The organism is Borrelia sp. RT5S (assembly GCF_021165755.1).
Taxonomy (GTDB): Bacteria; Spirochaetota; Spirochaetia; order Borreliales; family Borreliaceae; genus Borrelia.
Window position 1 is genome coordinate 870,380 of the sequence record NZ_CP088936.1, and the last position, 22,859, is coordinate 893,238.

21 protein-coding genes are annotated in these 22,859 nt (G+C 32.6%); 16 read left to right on the forward strand and 5 right to left on the reverse strand.

Annotation, left to right across the window (positions count from 1 at the left end):
- The first annotated feature begins 3 nt into the window (after positions 1–3).
- From pnp to LSO06_RS04240, 7 genes are read left to right on the forward strand one after another with little or no spacing between them, the layout of a single operon-like run.
- Positions 4–2,187 (forward strand): polyribonucleotide nucleotidyltransferase, encoded by a 2,184-nt coding sequence (pnp, locus tag LSO06_RS04210; protein WP_231760787.1) that lies wholly within the window; start codon positions 4–6, stop codon positions 2,185–2,187.
- Positions 2,188–2,196: 9 nt separating this feature from the next.
- Positions 2,197–3,675, forward strand: coding sequence for a ligand-binding sensor domain-containing protein (locus tag LSO06_RS04215; RefSeq protein ID WP_231760788.1), 1,479 nt, complete (start codon positions 2,197–2,199; stop codon positions 3,673–3,675).
- Positions 3,650–4,939: an LptF/LptG family permease gene (locus tag LSO06_RS04220; RefSeq protein ID WP_231760789.1), complete on the forward strand. Its 1,290-nt coding sequence runs from the start codon at positions 3,650–3,652 to the stop codon at positions 4,937–4,939. The genes LSO06_RS04215 and LSO06_RS04220 overlap by 26 nt, the downstream gene beginning before the upstream one ends.
- Positions 4,936–6,000 (forward strand): LptF/LptG family permease, encoded by a 1,065-nt coding sequence (locus tag LSO06_RS04225; protein ID WP_231760790.1) that lies wholly within the window; start codon positions 4,936–4,938, stop codon positions 5,998–6,000. Before LSO06_RS04220 ends, LSO06_RS04225 begins: the two co-directional genes overlap by 4 nt.
- Before the next feature lie 17 nt (positions 6,001–6,017).
- Complete coding sequence (gene tgt / locus LSO06_RS04230; RefSeq protein ID WP_231760791.1) at positions 6,018–7,145, forward strand: tRNA guanosine(34) transglycosylase Tgt; 1,128 nt, start codon at positions 6,018–6,020, stop codon at positions 7,143–7,145.
- Positions 7,138–8,658 carry a murein biosynthesis integral membrane protein MurJ gene (gene murJ, locus LSO06_RS04235; protein WP_231760904.1) on the forward strand — a complete coding sequence of 507 codons (1,521 nt, stop codon included), beginning with the start codon at positions 7,138–7,140 and terminating at the stop codon, positions 8,656–8,658. The genes tgt and murJ overlap by 8 nt, the downstream gene beginning before the upstream one ends.
- Entirely contained in the window at positions 8,655–10,067 is a 1,413-nt protein-coding gene (locus tag LSO06_RS04240) for a HEAT repeat domain-containing protein (protein ID WP_231760792.1), read from the forward strand. The genes murJ and LSO06_RS04240 overlap by 4 nt, the downstream gene beginning before the upstream one ends.
- On the opposite strand, the gene coaBC is transcribed toward LSO06_RS04240, so the two are convergent.
- On the reverse strand, positions 10,064–11,245 hold the full coding sequence (gene coaBC / locus LSO06_RS04245) for a bifunctional phosphopantothenoylcysteine decarboxylase/phosphopantothenate--cysteine ligase CoaBC (protein ID WP_231760793.1): 1,182 nt from the start codon (positions 11,243–11,245) through the stop codon (positions 10,064–10,066). The genes LSO06_RS04240 and coaBC overlap by 4 nt on opposite strands.
- A 365-nt stretch (positions 11,246–11,610) precedes the next feature.
- Between coaBC and panF the strand changes: the two genes are divergently transcribed.
- Genes panF through miaA form a run of 8 tightly spaced genes read left to right on the forward strand, consistent with a single transcriptional unit; the run spans position 11,611 to position 18,846 of the window.
- Positions 11,611–13,029, forward strand: a complete 1,419-nt coding sequence (gene panF / locus LSO06_RS04250; protein WP_231760794.1) for a sodium/pantothenate symporter — start codon at positions 11,611–11,613, stop codon at positions 13,027–13,029.
- Positions 13,030–13,034: 5 nt separating this feature from the next.
- The gene (locus LSO06_RS04255) at positions 13,035–13,991 is read left to right on the forward strand and encodes a pseudouridine synthase family protein (protein ID WP_231760795.1); all 957 of its coding nucleotides are present in this window, start codon (positions 13,035–13,037) and stop codon (positions 13,989–13,991) included.
- 4 nt (positions 13,992–13,995) lie between these two features.
- On the forward strand, positions 13,996–14,907 hold the full coding sequence (locus tag LSO06_RS04260) for a hypothetical protein (protein WP_231760796.1): 912 nt from the start codon (positions 13,996–13,998) through the stop codon (positions 14,905–14,907).
- Entirely contained in the window at positions 14,897–16,303 is a 1,407-nt protein-coding gene (murC, locus tag LSO06_RS04265; RefSeq protein WP_231760905.1) for a UDP-N-acetylmuramate--L-alanine ligase, read from the forward strand. Before LSO06_RS04260 ends, murC begins: the two co-directional genes overlap by 11 nt.
- An 11-nt stretch (positions 16,304–16,314) precedes the next feature.
- Positions 16,315–17,196 carry a YicC/YloC family endoribonuclease gene (locus tag LSO06_RS04270; protein WP_231760797.1) on the forward strand — a complete coding sequence of 294 codons (882 nt, stop codon included), beginning with the start codon at positions 16,315–16,317 and terminating at the stop codon, positions 17,194–17,196.
- Entirely contained in the window at positions 17,193–17,726 is a 534-nt protein-coding gene (gene cmk / locus LSO06_RS04275) for a (d)CMP kinase (protein WP_231760798.1), read from the forward strand. The genes LSO06_RS04270 and cmk overlap by 4 nt, the downstream gene beginning before the upstream one ends.
- A gap of 33 nt (positions 17,727–17,759) precedes the next feature.
- Positions 17,760–17,957 (forward strand): DNA-directed RNA polymerase subunit omega, encoded by a 198-nt coding sequence (locus LSO06_RS04280; protein ID WP_231760799.1) that lies wholly within the window; start codon positions 17,760–17,762, stop codon positions 17,955–17,957.
- A complete protein-coding gene (miaA, locus tag LSO06_RS04285) occupies positions 17,944–18,846 on the forward strand; it encodes a tRNA (adenosine(37)-N6)-dimethylallyltransferase MiaA (RefSeq protein WP_231760800.1) in 903 nt (300 codons plus the stop codon). The genes LSO06_RS04280 and miaA overlap by 14 nt, the downstream gene beginning before the upstream one ends.
- Positions 18,847–19,010: 164 nt before the next feature.
- Here miaA and LSO06_RS04290 read toward each other — a convergent pair whose 3' ends face one another.
- Positions 19,011–19,370 carry a hypothetical protein gene (locus LSO06_RS04290; RefSeq protein ID WP_231760801.1) on the reverse strand — a complete coding sequence of 120 codons (360 nt, stop codon included), beginning with the start codon at positions 19,368–19,370 and terminating at the stop codon, positions 19,011–19,013.
- Between the two features lie 81 nt (positions 19,371–19,451).
- Between LSO06_RS04290 and LSO06_RS04295 the strand changes: the two genes are divergently transcribed.
- Positions 19,452–19,991, forward strand: a complete 540-nt coding sequence (locus LSO06_RS04295) for a hypothetical protein (RefSeq protein ID WP_231760802.1) — start codon at positions 19,452–19,454, stop codon at positions 19,989–19,991.
- Here LSO06_RS04295 and LSO06_RS04300 read toward each other — a convergent pair.
- The 3 genes from LSO06_RS04300 to LSO06_RS04310 all read right to left on the reverse strand — a co-directional run bounded on the left by LSO06_RS04300 (position 19,984) and on the right by LSO06_RS04310 (position 22,808).
- On the reverse strand, positions 19,984–20,775 hold the full coding sequence (locus tag LSO06_RS04300) for a phosphodiester glycosidase family protein (protein ID WP_231760803.1): 792 nt from the start codon (positions 20,773–20,775) through the stop codon (positions 19,984–19,986). The genes LSO06_RS04295 and LSO06_RS04300 overlap by 8 nt on opposite strands.
- Positions 20,768–21,280 (reverse strand): hypothetical protein, encoded by a 513-nt coding sequence (locus tag LSO06_RS04305; RefSeq protein WP_231760804.1) that lies wholly within the window; start codon positions 21,278–21,280, stop codon positions 20,768–20,770. The genes LSO06_RS04300 and LSO06_RS04305 overlap by 8 nt, the downstream gene beginning before the upstream one ends.
- Before the next feature lie 88 nt (positions 21,281–21,368).
- The gene (locus tag LSO06_RS04310; RefSeq protein ID WP_231760805.1) at positions 21,369–22,808 is read right to left on the reverse strand and encodes a PTS transporter subunit EIIC; all 1,440 of its coding nucleotides are present in this window, start codon (positions 22,806–22,808) and stop codon (positions 21,369–21,371) included.
- Positions 22,809–22,859 lie beyond the last annotated feature (51 nt).

Consider the following 22,859-nt stretch of genomic DNA (forward strand, 5'->3'; position numbering starts at 1 on the left):
GTTTTGAAAAAAGTTTTGAAGTTGAAAATAGGAAGAGAAGAATTGGTTTTGGAAACAGGTTTGTTAGCTAGGCAGGCAAATGGTGCGGTGCTTGCCACTTACGGTGGGGCTACTGTGCTTGCTACGGTTTGTTGCTCAGATTCAGTGCGTGAAGATTTAGATTTTGTGCCTCTTTCGGTTGAATATAACGAAAAGTATTATGCTGCTGGGAAAATTCCTGGTGGGTTTATTAAAAGAGAGGGTAAACCTAAGGATAAGGAAGTGCTTGTTTCTAGGTTAATAGATAGACCTATGAGGCCTCTTTTTGATAAAAGATTTGGTAGGGATATTCAGGTTGTGCCAACAACCCTATCTACGGATCAGGTGAATCCTCCTGATATTGTTGGTATGAATGCTGCTTTTGCGGCGGTTTTTTTGTCAGATATTCCATTTGGTGGTCCAATTGCGGCTGTTAGGATAGCATATTTGAATGATGAATTTATAGTCAATCCTTCTTTTGAAGAGATTCAAGATTCTTCACTCGATATTGTTGTTGCAGGGAGTCTGGATGGGATTACTATGGTTGAGGGTGGTGCTAGTGAGGTTAGTGAGGAGATATTGCTTGTTGCAATAGATAAAGCCCATGAATATATTAAACAAATATGTGGGATGCAAAAAGAGTTTGCATCTATTGTTGGGCATAAGGAGAAGTTGCCACTTGCTTATGAGGAGAAAGTTTTTGAGTTTAAGGATGAGCTTAGAGATTTAATTTACGCTGAGCTTAAGGAAGCTTGTTTTGTTTTAGGGAAGCTTAATAGGGAAAGGGCTATAAAGTTGGTAAAGAAAAGGGCGCATGAGCATTTCTCTTCTGTTGATAAGGTAAATGACGATAATGAGAGTCTTTTCGCCAGAGCTTTTGATGACTTTGAACAGGAAATTGTTAGAAAATCAATTCTTGAAGATAATGTCAGGACGGATGGTCGTACTCCTGGGGAGATAAGGAATATTTTTGCAGAAGTTGATCTTTTAAATAGAACGCATGGATCTGCTCTTTTCACAAGGGGTGAGACTCAGGCTTTGGCTGTAACTACTTTGGGAACAAGTATTGATGAGCAGATAATGGATGATATTGATGGAGATAAGCGACTTAATTTTATGCTTCATTATAATTTTCCTCCCTTTTCTGTTGGAGAAACAGGTAGGCTCATGACTGGAAGGCGTGAGATTGGACATGGACATTTGGCTCAAAGGTCTTTGGAGGCTATGTTACCTAAGAAGGATGATTTTCCGTATACTATTAGGGTGGTATCTGAAGTTTTGGAATCAAATGGTTCATCATCGATGGCTACGGTATGTTCTGGGAGTATGTCTTTGATGGCTGCTGGGGTCCCTGCTAAGGAGCAGGTTGCAGGAATTGCCATGGGGCTTGTTAGTGAGGGTGATAGGTATGTTGTTTTAAGTGATATTTTAGGCGAAGAGGATCATTTAGGTGATATGGATTTTAAGGTGGCAGGAACTAAAAACGGAATTACTGGTTTTCAAATGGATATTAAGATTTCAAATGTTACAGGGCAGTTGATGAAGGATGCGCTTGAGCAGGCTCGGGTGGGCAGAATGCATATTCTATCTATCATGGATTCTGTGATTTCAAAGTCAAGAGAGGATATATCTGATAATGCTCCTAAGATTCTTCAGTTACAGATTGATATTGATAAAATTTCTCTTGTTATTGGGTCTACTGGCAAGACGGTTAAGGCAATTACGGACGAGTTTGAAGTTAGAGTGCAAATTGAGCAAGATGGAAGGATTATCATTTTTGGAGCTGATAGTTTAAAGATGCAGAAAGCAAAGGAGAGGATAGAGAGTATTGTTAGGGAACCCAAGGTTGGTGAAATTTATGAAGGGGTTGTGAAGAAGATTAACAGTTTTGGAGCCTTTGTTGAGCTTACTCCTGCAAAGGAAGGATTTTTAAGTACTCGGGCAAGAACTAGAGACGATAGATATGGGACTAGAGATGATAAATATGGAGGGGGAAGAGTTTCTAGATATGGCGAAGGCAGGAATGTTAAATATGGAAATGATAACAGAAGAGTAGGGGGGAGTATGGGTGTTCGTCCTCCAAGATTAGAGGAGGGGCAAAAAATTAAGGTAAGGGTATCTGACATAGATAAATTTGGTAAGATTGAGCTTGAATTTGTTAGGGATTGATAGGCACGTATGAAGCTTGTGTCGAGTGTTATTTGTAGAGGTAAACTTATCTTGCTAGGTTTGTTTCTACTGCTCTCGTGCCATACTACTGAGAAGGATTCTGGTTTGTATCTTAATCTTGTAAAGGATGGGCAGGGAATTGATAAGAGAGGTTATTTGGCGGGGCTGAAGGATAATGAGTCTTTTTTTTTAAGTGATGCTTTTCTGAAGGAGGATAATCCTCATTTTGTTAGTGCGAGGCAGAGTTATGCAAGAGAAGATTTTGGGATGGCTAGTTTTTATTTGAATAAGATATTAACTGATGAGGAAGGTTATAGTGATGAATTATTTTTTAAGGCCAATTTGTTTTTTGGTTATGTAAATTATAGTAGGGGTGCTTATAGTCTTTCTGAACACAATTTTGATTGTTTTTTGAAATTTTATAGGTATTCCCATGCTAGTCTCAGGGTTTCTGAGTTGAAGTATTTTGCTAAAGATAGAGTGGGGGCGGTTTCTGCGTTAAGAGATGTTGATGAATCTTCTATTTTGTTAGATTATGATAGAGGAATTTATTATTTCTTAAATGACAAGTTTGGGGTAAATTATTTAAATTTGGAGACTTTGGGGTTCGTAGACAATAGTATATTCGATATGTTTATTTTTGAAAATAATGTTTTTGTTTCAAATATATTTGGTGGTCTTTTAAGATATGATATTAAGAATAATGACTATAGGGTTTATATTAAGGATAAGAAAAGTATTGTTTTAAGTGGTCTTAAAGGATTTGCAGAACGTAAAGGTGCTATATACATTGGAGGAGGTAATGTTCTTTATTATATTGAAGACTATGGAGGGACTGTCAAGCAGGTTAAAATACCTTTGGGGGTTAAGCTAAATAATATACAGGTTTTAATGAGCGTTCGGGATGGTATGTTTGTTGGCACTCTGGATTCTGGACTGTGGTTTTATTCTGATTTAGGTGAGTGGACTTATGTCAAGCTTGGTTCTAGGAGGATCTCATCGATGTGTTTAGATGAGGGGAAAGGTATATTGTTTGTAGGAACGACGGATAATGGCATTTATACTGTTAATCTTACTAATTTGAAAGATGTTAGGCATTTAGACTTCTTTAGTAGTAAAAATAGTGAGAGAAATATTAATTTTATAAAGAAATATGACGGTCGTTATTATGTGGGGACATATGGAGAGGGTCTTTTTGTTCTAAATTTAGAGGATAAGGCATATGTGAAATGCGGGGTTGACAGTAATTTTGGTGTTGAGTATTTTCTCGATATGGAGGTTAGGGGTAATAAATTGTTGTTTGCTACTTTTGGGCATGGTTTAGTGATCTACGATACTCTCAATAATAGTTGGGATTATTTGGGGCCTCGTGATGGGCTTCTCAATTTAAATTTGGTTAAAGTTTTAAGTTTTAATAGCTATGTAATACTTGGTACTCTCAATAATGGTTTGGTTTTTGTGGATGAAAGTATCAAAAAACAATTATGAATCTTACATAATTGCCGAGTTTTTTAAGTATTTTTTAATTACTTTTTTATTTTTTTTCTTTGTATTTTTCATAAATCAAATACTTTTTTTTATGAGAATACTCCTTCAGAATTATGTTCCATTTTTGAAGGCTTTTATTTTTGTCGTATATTCTCTTCCAATGGTTATTGCGCTTTCTCCGCCCTTTGCGGCTTTAATCTCAGTTGTACTTACTGTTCATAGGTTTAAGCTTAATAATGAAATATTAGCATTCAGATCAATTGGGATATCTATTTTAGATTTATTAGTTCCTTTTTTAAAATTGGGAGTAGTTATTGCATTTATTTCGTTTGTTTCAAATGATTTTTTACTTCCTCTTGGTTCTATTGGTAGGTTAAAAATTTTTAATGAAATAAAAGAAGAAGTGCCTCATTTAGTGTTAAAGCCTTATTCAAGTAAGCAGTATGGAGATTTAATATTTGTGTCTGGGGAAAAATCGGATACGGGGTATAAGAATGTTACTTTTTTTGATAATACTAGACTTAAAGGGTATGATAGGGTGTTTATGGCTAAGAATCTTAACATCCAAAAGGAAAATTATCAGGTATATTTTATTTTAAACGAAGTATTGTCAATTGCCTTAACAGATGATGCTATTGGATTTTATGATTATTTTTATGCGGATCTAATGAAATATTCAATTGATCAAGTTACATTTAGCGATGGGTTTTTGCTAAACTACATAACGCCTTCTCAGATGAGCATAAGAGATGTTATTAAACTTGTTGATAAGCAAACTAAATTAATTGAAGATTTAGATGTACAGAATGATTTAGAAGAAGATTTTTTGAATTTAAATTTTTCAAATAGCTATTTAAATTATTTGTATGATAAGAGTAAGATATTAGATGATAGGTCTGTTCTTGAGAATGTGGACTACATGTATAGCTTAAATTTAAATTATAGTCCTTACGAGGATATGGCAGTTAAAAAGAATTATGCTCTTTTTTCTTTAGAGCTTTATCAAAAAATTAGCCTACCAGTATCTGTTTTATTTTTTATTTTTTTAGCTTTTGGTATGGGTATGTATTCTAATAAAAAATATTCTATTATTCTTGAACTTGTAATTTCAATTCTTATTTGTGTTGCCTATTGGGTAATGTTTATTGGTGGGAAAGTATATACGGTGCAGAATGCACCAAACCCTCTTCTTGTTGCTGTTTTTCCAAATGTTTTATTAATCTTTTCAGGAATGATTCTTTTTTTGAGACTTTTAAGGAAATGAGAGTAGATAAACTTTTTGTAAAGAATATAACATTGACCTTTTTGTTTATGAATTTTCTTTTCATGATTCTGATTGTGCTTGGGGATCTATTTGTCAATCTTTTAAGTTATCTTGATAACAAGCTTAGTATTAGTGATATCATTTACGTTTATTATCTATATCTTCCGAAATCTTTCTCAGATGGTGTTGCTTTATCTTTTCTTTTCTCTGTTTCTAATCTTATTGGCAATCTTTCCATGAGAAATGAAATAATAGGACTATTTAGTTGCGGGATTTCTCTTGCTAGGATATTAAGACCAATAATTTTAATTAGTGTCGGGATATCTGTAATTCTCTTTTTTTTTGATAATTATTTGGTCATAGATACTACTACCCGAAGAGACGCTTTTCTTAAAAATAGCATGGGGAAGGGCTCCAGCGATAGAACTGTAATAATAAGGGATTTTGCAAGAGAAATTTACAATATTAGATATTATGATATTGATAGTGATACTATTTCTAATTTAATAATTATTTTAAAAGATATTAATGACGTTTTTAGTAAAAGGTATGATGTGGGTAAGGCTACTTGGGTTGATAATAAGTGGAATCTTTATGATGTGAGAGAATTTACTAAGGTTGGAAGGGAAATTGTAGAAAATTTTTATGAGATTCTTGATGGCAAGGGCATTGTTAATCTGGAACCTGAGTATATTAAGATAGTGATGTTGTCTTCAAAAACATTGAATTTTTCAAAGCTTACTAGTTGGATTAGATCTCTTAAGGTGGAAAATTTGGATTATTCTGAGGCTTTGTTTGATTTTTTAAACAGGATATTTTTTTCATTTAGATTAATACTTCTGAGCTTCACTGTTGGTTTCATAAGTCTTGCTTTAAGGAAAAATATTTTTATACTCAGCTTGTTAAACAGTATTGCATTTGCGGTTATATATGTTATTTCAATTGTAATTTTTAATTTTTTAGCTGATCTTGGTTATTTACCTATAACGGTTGCAAGTTCGTTTACTACTGTTTTATTTCTTGTTATTAATTTTATTATTTATAAGCTTGTGCGTAAATAAACAGGTTTTAGGAGTTTATGTTTAGTATTGTTAAAAATGATAATAGTTCTAGAGCACGGCTTGGGGTGCTTGATCTTCCTCATGGCAGGGTCAATACCCCATGTTTCATGCCTGTTGGAACTTTGGGCGCAATGAAGGCTTTAAAGCATGATGTACTTGAGCAACTAGGGTGTAATTTAATACTTGCAAATACGTATCATCTTTATTTAAGACCTGGGGTGGACATAATAAAGAAATACGGAAGTTTGCATAAATTTACTTCTTGGGATAAAAATTTTTTAACAGATTCTGGTGGATTTCAGGTTTTTTCCTTGTCTAAGCTTAGAAAAATTGAAACCGAGGGAGTACATTTTCAATCGCATATTGATGGTTCTAGACATTATTTTACACCTGAGAGTGTATTTAAAATGCAGGAAACTTTTGAAAGTGATATTATCATGGCGCTTGATATTTGCAGCCCCCATGGCATTGATTATAATGAGGCAAATTTATATACGAATATTACAACTTCTTGGGCTCGTCGTATATTTAGTGCTTATGAGAATAGAAGGGAAGGCTATGATGGTCTTTTATTTTTAATAACCCAGGGTAATTTTTTTAAAGATTTAAGGAAAAGAAGTACTGAAGAGATTCTAGAATTAAATAGCCCAGGTGTTGCGATAGGAGGGATTTCTGTTGGAGAACCAAGGGATAAATATTTAGAAATTCTTGAATACAATTCTTTCTTAATACCAGAAGAGAAACCAAAGTATGTAATGGGAATTGGTACACCTCAATATATATTGGATGCCATATATTATGGTATTGATATTTTTGATTGCGTTAATCCTGCAAGAATTGCTAGACATGGATCACTTTTAACCGATAATGGAATATTACGTATTAAGAGATCTGAATTTAGCAACGATGCTTCTCCTGTCGAGAAAAATTGTGTATGTACTTTGTGCACAAGGTATTCAAGAGGCTATTTAAGGCATTTAATGAAATCAGAAGAAACTCTTGGAATAATGCTGGCTAGTGAGCATAACATACATTACATGTTTAGGCTTATTGAAAAGGCTAGGGATGCAATTATGAATGATGATTTTGCAAGGTTTAAAAAACTTTATTTAAAAAGGTATGATGAAGGTAATTTTTATGAATAAAGATATTATCTCAACGATTGTTGTTATGCTTTCTGTCTTTTTGTCAAGAATAATGGGCTTTGTGAAAATAAAAGTATTTTCTTACTATTTCGGTGCAAACCTTGAGGCAGATATTTTTAATTATGTTTTCAATATTCCAAATAATTTAAGAAAGATCATTTCAGAGGGTGCAATGACTTCGGCTTTTATGCCTGAGTTTACTCATGAGAGAAATAAATCTAGCAGACATGCTATTTCTTTTTTCAGGAGTGTTACTACTTTTAATATCATAAGTATCAGTTTTATCAGTTTTATTATGATTATTTTTTCCAGTCAGATTATACATTACGTTTCCTTTTATAGGGAAGGAGATTTGGAGCTAGCTAGTCATATGTTTAATTACTTGATACTCTATATCTTGCTTATAAGTCTAGCTTCAATATTTGCATCGGTGCTCAATTCATATAAGGTTTTCTTTATACCATCCATAGCGCCTATTATGCTCTCTATTAGTATCATATTAAGCATATTTTTGTTTTATGATCAGTATGGAATATATAGTGCCGTTATTGGAGTGCTTGTTGGAGGCGTTTTCCAATTTTTAATTCAATTAATAAATTGTATTTTTATCGGAGTCACATACGTACCAGTTTTTAGTTTTAATGCGCCTGCATTTTTAAGATTTTTAAAGAGATGGTCATATATGATTTTATCGGCTTTGCTTTCTATAATTACTCAGCAAATTTCATTCGCATTAGCATCAACTCTGGAAATTGGGAGTGTTTCTGTTTTAAGTAACGCAATTGTTTATTATCAGCTTCCTGTTGGTATTTTTTATGTTTCCATTTCCACGGTTATTTTCCCCAAAATGGCAGAATATGCTTCTTTGGGTAATAGAAAGAAGTTGAATGATATTTTAAATCAGGGAATAGATATTTTAATTCTGCTTTTAGTTCCAATATCATTTTTGATGTACATCTGGGCTGGTCCTATTTTAAACTTATTGCTTACAGGGGGTAAATTTTCAATACATGATACAAAGAGGACGATTAGTGTATTGCAATATTTTTTAGTTGGATTAACATTTTCTTCTATTTTTGGATTTTTTCAGAAATATTATTTTTCTATTCGTGATTCAAGAACTCCTCTTTATTCTAATATTCTTTTTTCTGTTATTGATATTCTTATATCAGTTTTTGGCATTAACCTCTTTAAGGTAGATATTTTGCCTCTTGCACAATCAATTTCTTTTGCCATTTGTGTGGTTATTTTTTATTTTGTTGGATTAAGAAGTGGCATGAGACTTGAAATTGCCAGATCTGTTGTGGCCTTTATGAAGGCATGTTCATCTCTTATTCCTCTGTATTTAGTTTATATGGTTTTTAAGGATTTTAGGTGGGATATTGGGTTTAGTTTTAATAATTTTTGTCTTTTAAGCTTTGCAGGTGCTATCAGTATTGTCATTTTAGTGGTGTGTTATTATTTCCTTGGAATTATTAACTTTTTTAAGTACGCCAATAGGGAGATTGTATGAGGTATTTGTTATTTATTCTTTTGTACTTTGTTGTGTTTGATACTTTTGCCGTTGATGATCCTTTGTTGCCAATAGAGCCTGTAGAACCTAACCCGCCTGAGTTTAATGCGGATAAAGATATAAAAAATAGCTCTCATAGTAGTTCTATCAAAAATTCTGGTGTGCAAGAGGGCAATCAAGTAAGGGATAGTATTGCATATGGGCTTGATGTGCAGGTAATTGAGATTGTTAAGAGACTTAAGAAGTCGGGCGATGGTGAGTACAATTCTTTACTTGAGAAGAGACTACAAAAGACTTTTAATGTTGAACTTAAGGGAGTAATTCTTGATTTATTTCTATCTCTTAAACACAAAGGTGGTGTTAGTGTTGCTAATTATATTCTTGATAATTATGAAACTAGGAGGTATCCTAATAATTTAATTAATGGAGCGCTTTTATATCTTAAGGAACTTGGTAGCAAGGACGATTTAAAGAAAATTCTTATTGACATACTTGAAAATAAAGAAGGGAATATTGTATCTATGGCTGCGTATTATCTTGGTGAGATTTCTGCTGTTGAATATTCGAAGAATATGATGGATGTTTATGATAAATATTCTGGGGATGACGGGGTCAGGGCTGCAATACTTATTGCTCTTGGTAAGTCTAATGCTTTTGAGTATGAGAACAGGATATATGAGATTTCTATGGATAGGTATGAGAGTCCAGCAATAAAGGCCTCTGCCATCAGATCGCTATCTTACCTTGTACCTGAGAAAATAACCGAGAATGCTGAGTTATATCTTCAAGACAACAATAATAATTCTAATATTAAGATTGCCATTATTGAAGCACTTTCAAGGGATGTATCTGCGAAATCGAAAGAGATTTTACAGGATTTTTTAAGAGATTCAGATGAAGCACTTAGGGTTAGAGCTGTTAATGCTATTAAGGGACATGGTGATATTTCTGCTAGGGAAGCATTGGTTTATAAGGTTAAAAGTGATCCTTCCTTTAGGGTTAGGGAAGCGTCCGGTAAGGCTCTAATTGATATGGATTTTGGCTATGAAGAGATAAAAAACATTATATTAGAACCTACCATTGAAAATAATTTCAAACTTACTATGTTTGCTTATCTTTTGGATAATAATGTTAGTTTCGCATTTTTAGTTGCATTAGATCTTTTGAAAAAGGAAAATATCAATAAACCTTCAAGGACTTTAACAGAAGTAGCCGCGCTGCTTGCGGCTAGAAAAGGTAATTTCGATGATTTTTATTCTAGAATTATTAATAGTAAAGATGTTGATTTAAGAAATCTTGCAATTAAGGGGGCTGTTTATAACAAGTCTTCTGCACTTGCAAGTAGGCTTAAGCAGATAAAAGAGACAGCAACTTCAGAGTACTTAAAAAGACTCTTAAAAAATTATTAGCATAGAATTTTTAGAATCTCTATTGCTATTTCTTTTTTTGACATTTCAGGAATTTTTTGAATGTTATTTTTACTGTCTATTATATAAATTTTGTTTAAGTTTGATCCGAAATGTTTTAAGTCATTTGCAATAATATAATCTAGATTTTTCGCTTTGAGTTTTTCTTTAGCTTTATCTATTAAATTTTCAGGTTCTTGGGCACAAAATCCAATAACAATTTGGTTTTTGGTTTTATTTTGACCGATATGTTTCATTGTGTCTGGGTTTTTTATGAGCTTAATATGAAGATTTTCTAATTCATTTTTCTTAATTTTCTTTGCATAAATTTTTTCAGGTCTAAAATCTGCAACAGCGGCGGCCCCAATAATGACATCAAATTTTTGATATATTTTTGTTGTTTGTTCATACATCTCTGTTGCTGTTTTTACTCTAATAACGTTTATTCCATCAGATATTCTTTCATTACTGGGGCCTGAAACTATTGTTACATCAGCACCGAGATTTTTTGCCTCAATTCCTAGATTAAATCCCATTTGTCCAGTTGATTTATTTGAAAAGTAGCGAATCGGATCTAGCGCTTCTTCAGTTCTAGAGGCTGTTATTAATATTTTTTTGTTCTGTAATGGCGAATATGCCTTTGGTACATCTAGTATTATTTTTAAAATATCATTTTCATCCTTAAGTCGGCCAACAGCATTTGAAGAGCAGGCCAGAAATCCTTCATCGGGTTCAATGAATTTATAATTATATTTTTTTAATTTTTGGATATTTTCTTCCAAAATAGGGTTTGTATACATTATGTTATTCATTGCTACTGCAAAATAAGTGGGGGCAGTGCTAGCAGATATTATTGTGCTTAAAGCATCATCGGCAATGCCTGCTGCAATTTTGGAAATAACATTGTAAGTGGCAGGGAGTATTAGTATCAAGTCCGCCCATCTTGCTAGATTAATGTGTTCTACTTCCTTATGGGTTGTGTCCCATAGATTACAAACTACACTATTTTTTGAAACAGTTTCCAGTGTTAGTGGGGTAATAAACTTGGTGGCATTCTTTGTCATTACAACCTTAACAGAATAGCCCATCTTGACCAAACTTGATACAATGTAGGCCGATTTATAGGCTGCAATGCCGCCACACACCCCTACCAGTATGTTTTTGGTCAGATTGAGTTTCATATGTAATATTATATAAAATTTATCATAATTTATAATAATTATTATAAATTATGATAAATTTTATATAATATTATTTATATATAACATATGTAGTTGTAATAATATAGAACATAATAATATGACTATTATTATGAAGTATTATGACTATTATTATGATTATAATAATGTACATATGAATGTGAAAAATAAGGTACTTTTTTCAAGTTTAATATATTTATTTTTGTTCCTTTGGTGGTTTTTGTCCTATCGTTTTTTTGTCTTTTCTGTTGTGGTGTTCAATATTCCTCTTTGGTTTTTCTCATCATGCATCTTGTTTCCCGGGTTAAGCTTATTATTGATTTGTATTTTTGTGTATTTTTTAAAGGATGACTAGAGGGCTTTTTTTACTTTTTATCTTTTTGATTCTTTACTGTATTTTTGGTATTCTTGCCAAGAAGAAAAGAGAAGGAATTTCATTTTTACATAACTATTTTCTTGCTAATCGTGGTATAAATTTTTTTTTAATGGCACTGGTTATCGCTTCTAGTTATATTAGTGCTAGTAGTTTTATTTCAGGGCCTTCAGCTGTTTATAATTATGGAATGTCTTTTATTCTCTTAGCAGTCATTCAAATCCCTGCAGGTATAATTTCGTTTACTATTGTTGGAGAGAGATTGAATACAGAGGCTAGGAAGATTAATGCAATAAATATTGTTGACTATATTAGATATAGGTATGCCAGCAATTCTTTAGCTCTTGTTAGTAGTTTTATAATAATTTTTTTTTCTTTATTTTTAATCTCAGCTCAACTTATTGGGGGAGCTAAGCTTTTAGAGTTTTTTTTAAAACTTGATTATCGTGATTCTCTTATTTTTTTCTCTTTGTTTGTTTTCTTATATGTCTGCCTAGGAGGATTTAAGATGGTGGCGTATACAGATTTGATTCAAGGAATTTTTATGATTGTAGCGTCTATGATTTTATTTTTAAGATTGGTCAATTTGGGGGGTGGGATTGACAATATCTTTAAGGAGTCAATCTTGAAACTTGGGAGCAATTTACTCGCGCCTTCAAATTTGGACTTGCAAATTGAATATATAATTTCTTTTTGGATATTAACGGGAGTTGGTACATTAGGGTTGCCGCAACTTGTTAACAATTTTATAGCATTCAAAAACGATAGGGATATTAGGCGGGCTCTTCCTGTTGCTACTTTTTTGATAGGATTTTTAGTTGTTATTATGCATTTAATAGGGTTTTTCTCTCTTGTTATCTTTCCCAATTTCAAGCCAAATGATAAGGTTATAATAAGAGTGGCCTCGGAGGTATTAGGGCCTAGGTTATTTTTCTTGTTTTTTATCGGGCTTCTGTCGGCAATAATGTCTACAATAGATACGGGCTTTCTTTTTATTTCATCAATTTGGGTGAAAATAGTGATGTCGTTGCACAAAAAAATTGTAGACAAAGACAGAATCAATGTAGTTACTGTTATTTCTAATGCTTGCTTTGTTGTAGTAATAGTGCTTTTCTCTTTAAGGCCGCCTGATTTCTTGCTTTTTGTAAATATTTTTGCAATTGGTGCGCTAGAAGTTGCATTTTTTTCTACTATTGTTTTTGGGCTTTACTTTAAGTTTGTAAGTAAAGCCTCAGCTTTTGTTTCTCAGTTTTTAGGGCTTTTAAGTTATTTAATCACAATTTTTTGTGAAATGGATAGTTATTCTTTTCATCCTGTTGTTCCTTCCCTTTTTATCTCTGTGCTTTCATTTTTGATAGTTAATCTTGTTTGTAGTCGATATAATAATATTTAGTAATTATGAGATCTTTAAATGTTGGGAAATATAATATCATTAATGTTCTTAAGAATGACGATGGGAAGAGGTTAGATTCAGTATTAATAAAGTTTTTAAAATTTCCTAAGTCTAGGGTAATGAAGCACATCAGAAATGGAGATATTCTTTTAAATAAATTAAAAGTTACTTTTTCTCACAGAGTTTTTCAGGGTGATGAGATCTATCTATACAAGCCTTTAATACAAGAATTAAGTACTAACTTGAGGGTAAGCAATATTGAAGAAGATATGGTAACAAGAGAAGTTAGGGAAAGAATTGTTTATGAGGATGAAGAGTTACTTGTAATTAATAAGAATAGAGGGACTTTGGTTCATGGTGATAATTCTCTTGATACTTTAGTTAATTTTTATCTTTTAAATGAAAATCTTAAATCCCTTAGTTTTAAACCTTCGGCTGTGCATAGAATTGACAGAAATACTTCAGGAATTGTTATTTTTGCAAAAAATGTAGATTCTGCAAGGATTTTAAGCAGAGCATTTAGTAGCGGTGTTGTTATTAAAAAGTATATAGCCTTGCTGGAAGGCGAACTTAAGACGGATGTGGTTTATAGGAATTTTTTGTACAGAGATAAAATTGCAAGAAAAACTTTAGTACTTGAAAAGACGGATAAGGTTAATGCCGTAACTCACGTTAAACCAATTTTAATTTCTAAATTTTTTACTCTTGCTGAAATTTCAATAGAAACGGGCTTTACTCATCAAATAAGAGCACAGTGTGCCTTTAATAATCATGCTTTAGTTGATGATAATAAATATCATTTTAAACATAAAAAAGCCAATTACTTTTTACATTCTTTTTTGGTAGAATTTAGTGAGCCATTATTTTTAAAGAATGAGTTTTTTGTTGAACCTAGTTCGGATTTTTTACAACGGGTAGGTAATATTTTTGGTGTATATGAGTTTAAAGGGTTTATTTGGTAAATTTATGTTTGGCAATGTCCTAGACACTATTAAAGCTGTCTCAGCTGCTGTTAGGTATAAATTTGTCAGGACCAAGGTTTATGCTTTAGTAGGTGCGGCTGGTACTGGGAAAAGTTTTAGATCCCACTTAATAGCAGATAAGTATGCTATTTCTTTAATAATTGATGATGGCGTTTTGATAAAGAATATGAAGATTATTGCGGGGATTTCTGCTAAATTTGAGGATAATGTTTTTAATGCAATAAGGCGCTCTGTTTTTGAGGATGATCTTCATAGGAATGAAATTGTTGAGGCGCTTCGTAGGGAAGATTTCCATAAGATATTGATATTGGGAACAAGTATTCGAATGATAGATAAAATAGTGGCTAGGCTTTTTTTGCCTAGTCCTTTTAAGATTATTTATATAACAGATATTTCTACTAGACAGGAAATGGAGAAGGCTAGGATTTCAAGACAGATGGGAGAACATGTAGTGCCAGCAGCAGCCTTTGAGATAACGTCTGTTAAACCAAGTCTATTATCGGATTCGATTCGAGTTTTTTTTAAAAGCAGATGGTTTTTTTCTAGGAAAAAAAATTATATTCGTTCTATTGTGAAGCCTCATTTTCATGAGGAGGGGGTTTTGTCTGTTTCTAAGAGCGCGGTAAGGCAAATTATTGAGCATTGTGTATCTGAATATAATAGAGATTACGTCGTTTATGATCTAAAGATTAAGAAAAACAAGGGGAGTTATTCTTTTAAGCTTTTTCTAGATATTCCTCTTGGGAATAATTTACTTGACAATGCAGAAATGCTTAGGAACTATATTATGGCAAATGTATTAAAGTATACCGTGATTAATATGTCTGCTATTGATGTTATCATACACAAATTTTACAACAGTAAGGATGATTTGGAAAAAAGGGATGAATCTTGATTTGGATAATTTAAGTAAATTCTTTTTGGTAGGAATTAAAGGTTCTGGTCTTTGTTCTCTTGCTTGGTTTTTGCATGCTAAAGGGTATTTAGTAGAAGGGGTTGATGTTCCTTCCAAGTTTTATACGGATGATCTACTTGATGATAATTGTATAACTTATTATGAAAATATTTATGAGTTTTCATTAAAGGGGCATGAAGGGTCCTATGATGCTGTAATATATTCACCAGCTTATACTAAGGATCAGCTGTGCGTTTTGAGGGAGGCTTGTGAGCTTGAGGTTCCCGTTCTATCTTATCCTGAATTTCTTGGCGAGATATCAAAAAAATATTATAGTATTGGAGTTGCAGGTTCTCATGGCAAGACTACTACAGCAGCTTTTTTAGGTATATTACTTAATGGGCTGGGTCTTGAGCCTAATGTGATACTTGGTGCGAGTGTTAAAGATTTTGGAGATAAGCCTAGTCTTGTTGGTAGGAGTAACATATTTGTTGCAGAGACTTGTGAGTACAGAAATCATTTTCTACATTTTTACCCAGATGTCGTTGTCTTGACCAATATTGATTATGAACATGTCGATTTTTTTCCAAATTATGAAGCAGTTGAAGCTGTTTTCTTAAAGTATATTGATAATTTAAAGCAGAATGGGATACTAATTATAAACTCTGATGAATTTAATTTGATTAAGCTTAAAGATAAGATTATAAGGAAAGATATTAGGCTTTTTAGTTTTGGTGCTAATTCTTCAGCTGATTTTAAGATTGGAAATTTTGAGGTGATGGATGGGGTTTTAAAATTTGATTTTTTAGGAATTTCTGATATTAGACTAAAAACTCCTTTGACTCATAATGTTTTAAATTTTGCATCTGCACTTCTGGCTTCTAAATTAATTTTAGAAGAAAAGGGGAAGTTAGTTTCTAACTTTGGCGAGAAAGTTAAGGTTATGGCTAGAGAATATATGGGAATAAAAAGAAGGGTGGAATTTATTGGAGAAAAGAATGGGGTTATATATCTTGATGATTATGCACATCATCCAAAGGAGATTGAAAATACGATTTTAGGGCTTAGGAGTTCTTATGGGGATAGGAGAATTGTTTTAGATTTTATGCCACATACATTTACAAGAACAAAAATTCTTTTTAATGATTTTATTAGCGCTTTAAGTAGTATTGATATATTAATTTTGCATAATATATATCTTTCGACTAGAGAAGATATTGATCCTGATGAACTTTCTATTGAATTGTATTTGACTCTTAAGGATGTAAATCCAAATGTTTATTTTTTCAAAGATGTAGTTGATTCCGTTAAATTCATAAAGAGTTTGTTAAGAGAGAATGATTTATTTATTACTATGGGAGCTGGTAATAATTTTATTTTGCATAAATTTTTATAAAGGTATTTTAAATGAAGAGTATGACTGGGTTTTTTCATTTAGAAAAAACCGTAGGGAATTATATGTTTAGTGTTAATTTGAAATCTTATAATGGTAAATTTTTAGATTTTAAGTTTAGATTACCTGAGATTTTATACGCTTATGAGTTTGAGATAAGGAAGCTAATTTCAAGCTATGTTAGTAGGGGTAACGTTTTCCTAACTGTGGGCTACAAGGAACTTATTCCAACTATTGATTTTACTTTAAATCCTAACTATATTGAGGCTATGGTCCGCCTTAAAGATAGTTTACTGCGTTGTAATTATAATTTAAAGATTAATGATGAAGTAAGTCTTGGTGATTTTTTGTCTTTCAAGGGAGCTTTAATTGTTGATGATGAGGGGAAGGGCGTTGAAAAGCAGGGAATGATTTATAATTCTCTTAAAAGTGTGTTGGGGGAAGTTTTACTTAATTATGATAAGAGCAGGGTATTTGAAGGTGAGAACACAAAACAAGATATAATTTCAAACCTTGTTTTGTTACAGGGTGATTTGGATTCTTTGAAAAAATCTCAAAGTAGTATAAACGATAAGCTTTTCTTAAGCCTGAAGGAAAATTTATTAAAGTTAATGGATGATGTTAGTGATGTCAATATCGCAGAAGAAGCGGCTAAAATGTCTATCCGGCTAGATATTAATGAGGAAATAGTTAGGCTGTATTCACACATAGATAATTTTTATAAAAATCTTGAAAGTGATATGTGTGGTAAAGTTTTGGAGTTTATTACGCAGGAAATGCATAGAGAGATTACAACTATGAGTGGTAAGGCAATTGATCTTGATATTAGGAATTTGGTTTTAAATATGAAATTAAATTTGGAGAAGATAAAAGAACAGGTAAGGAATATTGAATGAGAATAGCTATTTCTGGCAAGAGTGGTTGTGGAAATACAACTGTTAGTGGAATGCTTGCAAGGCATTATGGTTTAAAGCTTATTAATTATACTTTTCATGACATAGCTAAAGAGAAGGGTGTACCCTTCGATTTGTTTTATGAGAAAGAAATTGTTGGTAGAAATGACTATTATTGGGATGAATATCTTGATAATAAGTTATTGGAATTTGCTAAAGAGGATAATACAGTTCTTGCCACTCGTCTTGCAATTTGGCTATCAGGCAACGCTGATTTGAAAATATATCTTTATGCTAAGATAGAGGTTAGAGCAGAGAGAATAATTAATAGAGAGGGTGGAATATATTCTGATATTTTAAGTGCTACTTTTAATAGGGATTTTAATGATTCGAAAAGGTATCTCTCTCTATATGACATAGACATTGACAGCTATTTGTGTGTAGCTGATTTAATAGTTGACACAACCGATAGGACTGCAAATAGGGTTTTTGAATTGATAAGGGGTGAGGTAGATAAAAGGGGTTTGACCTAGATCAAATAAATGAAATAAGGAGGTTTTTAAGGAATGAAAGTACCTTTGAAAAAAATACAGGATTTTAGTGGTAATTATTATGAGCTTGTTACTGCGGTCATAATGCGCACAGAGCAGATTATTGATGAAATTTCTATAGCGGAGCATTCTGTTTCTGGTGAAAAGGTAGTGGGGCAGGCTTTTAATGACATTTTAGGGGGTAGATTTACATATTCAATTGAAGAGAGATAAGATAGTTTTTATATTTGGGCCCACGGCTGTAGGTAAAAGTGATATTTTATTCAATTTTCCTCAAGGTATAGCTGAGGTGATTAACGTTGATTCCATTCAAGTATACAAGGAGTTTGATATTGCTTCTTGTAAGCCCAGTGTGCAGTTGAGAACTCACATAAAGCACCATTTAGTGGATTTTTTGGAGCCGTCTGAAGAATATACTCTTGGAATTTTTTACAAAGAAGCATTGAAGATAATGGAAAAATTAAAAGATCAATACAAGCTACCTGTATTTGTAGGTGGATCTGTGTTTTATTTTAAACATTTGCAATGTGGTCTACCTAGTACTCCAGCTATTTCTTCTGAGGTAAGACGTTATGTTGAAGATCTTTTAAAGGCGAGGGGTAGGAATTACCTACTAGAGAAGCTTAAAAAGGTGGACTTTAAAAGATATAAGACAATAGGTGAAAATGATATTTATAGGATTAAAAGATCTCTTGAGGTTTATTATCAAACAGGTATTCCAATTAGTCAGTTTTTACAAAGAGGACAGAAGCTTGAGAATGTTTTGCTTATCGGTTTAAAGAGGCCTATAGAGGAAATTAGGGCTAGAATAGTAAATAGGATTAATAATATGTTTGATTGTGGTTTACTTGAAGAAATTAAAAGATTGTTGGGTAAGGGGTATGATGAGACAACTCCGGCTTTTAAAGGAATAGGGTATCGTGAGTTTTTATTGTGGAAAAGTAGACCCTATTACATGTTAGATGATATAATAGGTCTGATAGGTAGGAATTCGTTTTTATATGTAAAGAGGCAAATGACTTTTTTTAGTAGGATTCCTGGTGTTTTGTGGTATCATCCAGAGGATGATTTGGGGAATATTTTAAATTTAATTTTTGGTTAATAAGGAGATGTGCGGCGTGCCTTGTGGAAGAAAAAGAAAACTAAAGAAGATATCTACGCATAAGAGAAAGAAGAAGAGGAGAAAAAATAGACACAAAAAGAGGAATAGGTGACGTTGGGTGTGCTGGCTTATGAGTTCATTTAGCTAGCATTCGGTGGGTTGCTTTATTCAATTATTATATTGTCTATTATGTTTATGTCTCTGCTGAAGATGTATCCTGTTTTTCCTTTGTGGGTGACCAGTACCCAGTTGCCCTTAAGTCCGTATCTTTCTGTTGGTTGCATTACTTTTTCAATTCTTACTATTTCGTCTTTTTTGATTATGGTTAAGTAGTCGTAGTTTGTTTTGTTTTTTTTGATTTCATTATTTAAAAGGGCGTAGTCCTTTATAACTATTCCTACTTTTTTTGAAAAGCCCAAGATGCTACTTTTGGGTAGACTGAAATATTCTGTTAGGGGAGTTTCCAATCTTTTGCTACAGGACATGAGTATTGCGCATATTATATGAAATAATTGTCTTTTCATAACTCTCTTAATTTCTTGTATAACTTACTTGATATACAGTTATATATAATATAATATTTCTATGAAGTTTAAGGAATATTAATGAAAAAGTATGTATGCTTGGTGTTGTTCTTCTGTCTTAATGAGTTGCTGGCGTATCCATTATCTTTTGGGGGAGGATTTTCTTATCAATTTACAAATTATACTAGTAAAAGTTCAGTTAATAAATTTGCACAAAATAATAGTAGAGCAGATAACGGAATAAATTTAAATTTATTTTTTGATGCTAATTATGCTATTTTTGATATGTCTTATAAAGACGCTTTTGTATCTGAACATAATGGCAGATATTTTGGTATTGGTCTTTACGGGATTTATCCAATTGTTTTTAAAGAGTATGTTAGGGTATTGTTTCCTCTTCTTGGGATCAAATATGCTGTTGATTTAAGTTCTACGAAGCAAAGCTTGTTTTTTCTGTCTTTGGGACTTGCAACGGACCTTTTTATTCCTGAGGTTAAGGGACTCTACGTTAGGCCCTTATTAATGCTTGCAATCTCCCCTACTTCTGCCTCTGTTGGCTTCTCTTCCTTGACAACGGAGATTACACTCGGGGTTAATATTGGCTGGAAGTTTTTCAATTAGGCAGTTTGATTCCCAGGTGAAATGGGATTATTCTCTCTTGTCCAAAGAAATTAGGTGTGGAATTGAGTTTGTGGGAGTAGTTGTTTGATTTTATGACAAGTGTACTTGAGCCGCCTCCGTCTAGGTTAATGGAGTTAGTAATGCCATATTTCAAGGATAGGTCTATTGCGTCGTTTAAAGAGATTCCTTTGCTTTTGTTGATGCCCCTTCCCTCGATTGTTATGAGATATAAATTTTTATTCTCTCGGTCAGTTCCTATTATCGTTCTTGGGTGTTTATCTTTTTTAAAGGTTTTAGTATATTTCCCGTTTTTGATCAAGGTAAAGAAACCACCGAATCCGTAATCAGAAGTTTTTATTTCATCTATTTTAGGATTTAATATTATTCGGTTGTTCTTAATTACAACTGCCCCATATGTTTCTTTTATTGCATTGGATATTATTTTTTTGTTGTATATGTACAGTCCACTTGGGTAGAACATGTTTTTTTTTATTTCATACGGGCTAGTGTTAATTGCAATGTCTACATCATTTGAAATTAAAAATTGACTTGTTGTTTGTCCTTCGAAGTAGTAATTGTTTAATTTTTGGTCAAAAATAGGCTTTGAAATTATGAACTTTAAATTTTTGTTTTTAATCTTGACAATGACATAATTACTTTCCATGAAAGAACCTTGAATTATGTCGTATTTGGACATATCTTTTCTTGAGCTAATAAATTTTGATGCAGATAGAGCACCGAACATAAGAACTAATAGTGTTAAGGATAAAAAATTTTTATTCATTTCCTTTTATTTTATAGGAATAAATGCTTTTAGGGTAATTTTTTAAAATTATATTTTTAATCTTTAAAGACATTACTTTGTTTTTTGTTCTTGTAATAAGATACAATTGATACAGTATCCTTATATCTGTTTTTTGATATTTTTCTAGAGTATCTTTAATTTCTGCTTCGCCTATCTTGTCTTCATTTATTCTGAGTTTTAGTAGTAAAATTTCGTTCTCTATATTTTTATTTTTTGTTTTGTTTAGTTTTTTTAAAAAACGATTAGCCTCTTCGTATTTTTTTATTTTAAGCAGGTACTTTGCCATAAGTAAGTAGTGCAGCTCTAAATCAAGATTCTTGATTTCATTTATTGTTTCAAATTCTTTTGGTAAATTGTTATTTAAGTCGTACAGCATGTATAGTTTATTTAGTTTTTCAAGACTTTCTTTATTTGTACTATAACTTGCTGTAAGGGAAGACATTAAAAAAAAAGTTAGGGAAAGTCTAAACGAGATTTTATTCATGATGATTATTGTAAATAATGTACACTTTTTTCGTAAGAATAAGAAGGCGTGTAAGTAAAAGATTGCCTTCTTACTCTTGTTGTTAAACTTAAATTTTGGATTTTATATAAGTTGCAATTTTTTCAGATTTAGCTCCGAATATTACTTGAGCTTGGTTTCCTGATGCAATTATTGTTCCGCTTGCTCCAAGATTTTTCATTAAGTCTTTATTTACCAATTTGGGATTTTCTACATCGACTCGAAGTCTTGTGAAGCACGAATCAACATTCTTTATATTGCCAAGACCCCCGAAGGCATTAATAATTGAATCAAAAGTCACATCGTCCAAAACATCGGAGTGATTGTGAGATATTAGTTCTCCTTCATTATCGTCTTCGCGACCGGGTGTTTTTATTTTAAATATTTTTATTAGTGTTATGAAAATAATAAAGTAAATAGTTCCAATGCCAAGTCCTATTGGAAATATTAATAGGGCCTTTGTTGATTTTGGAAACATTAAAAGATAGTCTATTATACCCGCTGATAGTGCGAACGCTATGTGTACCCCGAAGATATTAGTAATGATTAATGATAAACCAGTTAGGGCAGCATGTATTAGATAAAGCAAAGGTGCTATTAACATGAACGTATATTCTATTGGTTCTGTAATGCCTGTAAGGAATGCAGTAAGAGATCCTGAGAGCAGGAGGCCCCCAACCTCTCCCCTTCGTTCTTTTTTAGATGTCAAGTACATGGCAAGAGAAGCTCCGGGTAGCCCAAATAACATCATAGGGTACATTCCTGCTGTAAATGCTCCAGCATTTGGGTCTCCATTTAAATATCTTGTAATTTCTCCTTGAACTATGCTTCCATCGTTTGCAGTGTATTCTCCGAATACAAAATATACTAAAGTATTAAGGAGCTGGTGAAGACCTGTTATTATTAGTAATCTATTTAGGAAGCCGAATACAAACAATCCTAAATGACCGGCTTCTACCATCCAATTCCCGACTTGATTAATTGCTATTTGTAAGGGTGCCCATAGAAAGCCAAAAACTACTGCAAGTAATGCAGAGAGTAATCCATTTGTTATTGGTACTAATCTCTGACCTGAGAAAAATCCTAAAAATTGTGGTATTTTCCAGTTTACCACTTTATCGCTGAGCGCAGCTGAAGTTGTACCTGCAATGATTCCCCCCAAGACAGACATGTTCACAGGCTCTAATTTTCCGTTAATTGTTATTGTAAATGTAGCCAGTCCTGCGTTTAGAATTAAATAACCAACCGCACCCCCAAGCGCTGCGGCAGCTTTGTTATTTCTAGATAAACCCATTCCAGTTCCAATCGCAAATAGTATTGGTAAATTTCCAAGAATAGCCCCCCCTGACTGTTCCATCAATTTCCCAATTTGGCTAAAGATTCCAGAGGGATCTGTAGCTTCTATTATTAAATATCCAAAGCCAAGTAAAATCCCAGCAATTGGCAAGACAGCTGCAGGGGTTTGGACTGCTTTCCCAAGGTTTTGTAAATTTTTCATTACATTAATCATGATATTCTCCTTAATGTTGCATTCTCTGCTAGATAAAGTTTAACTTAACCT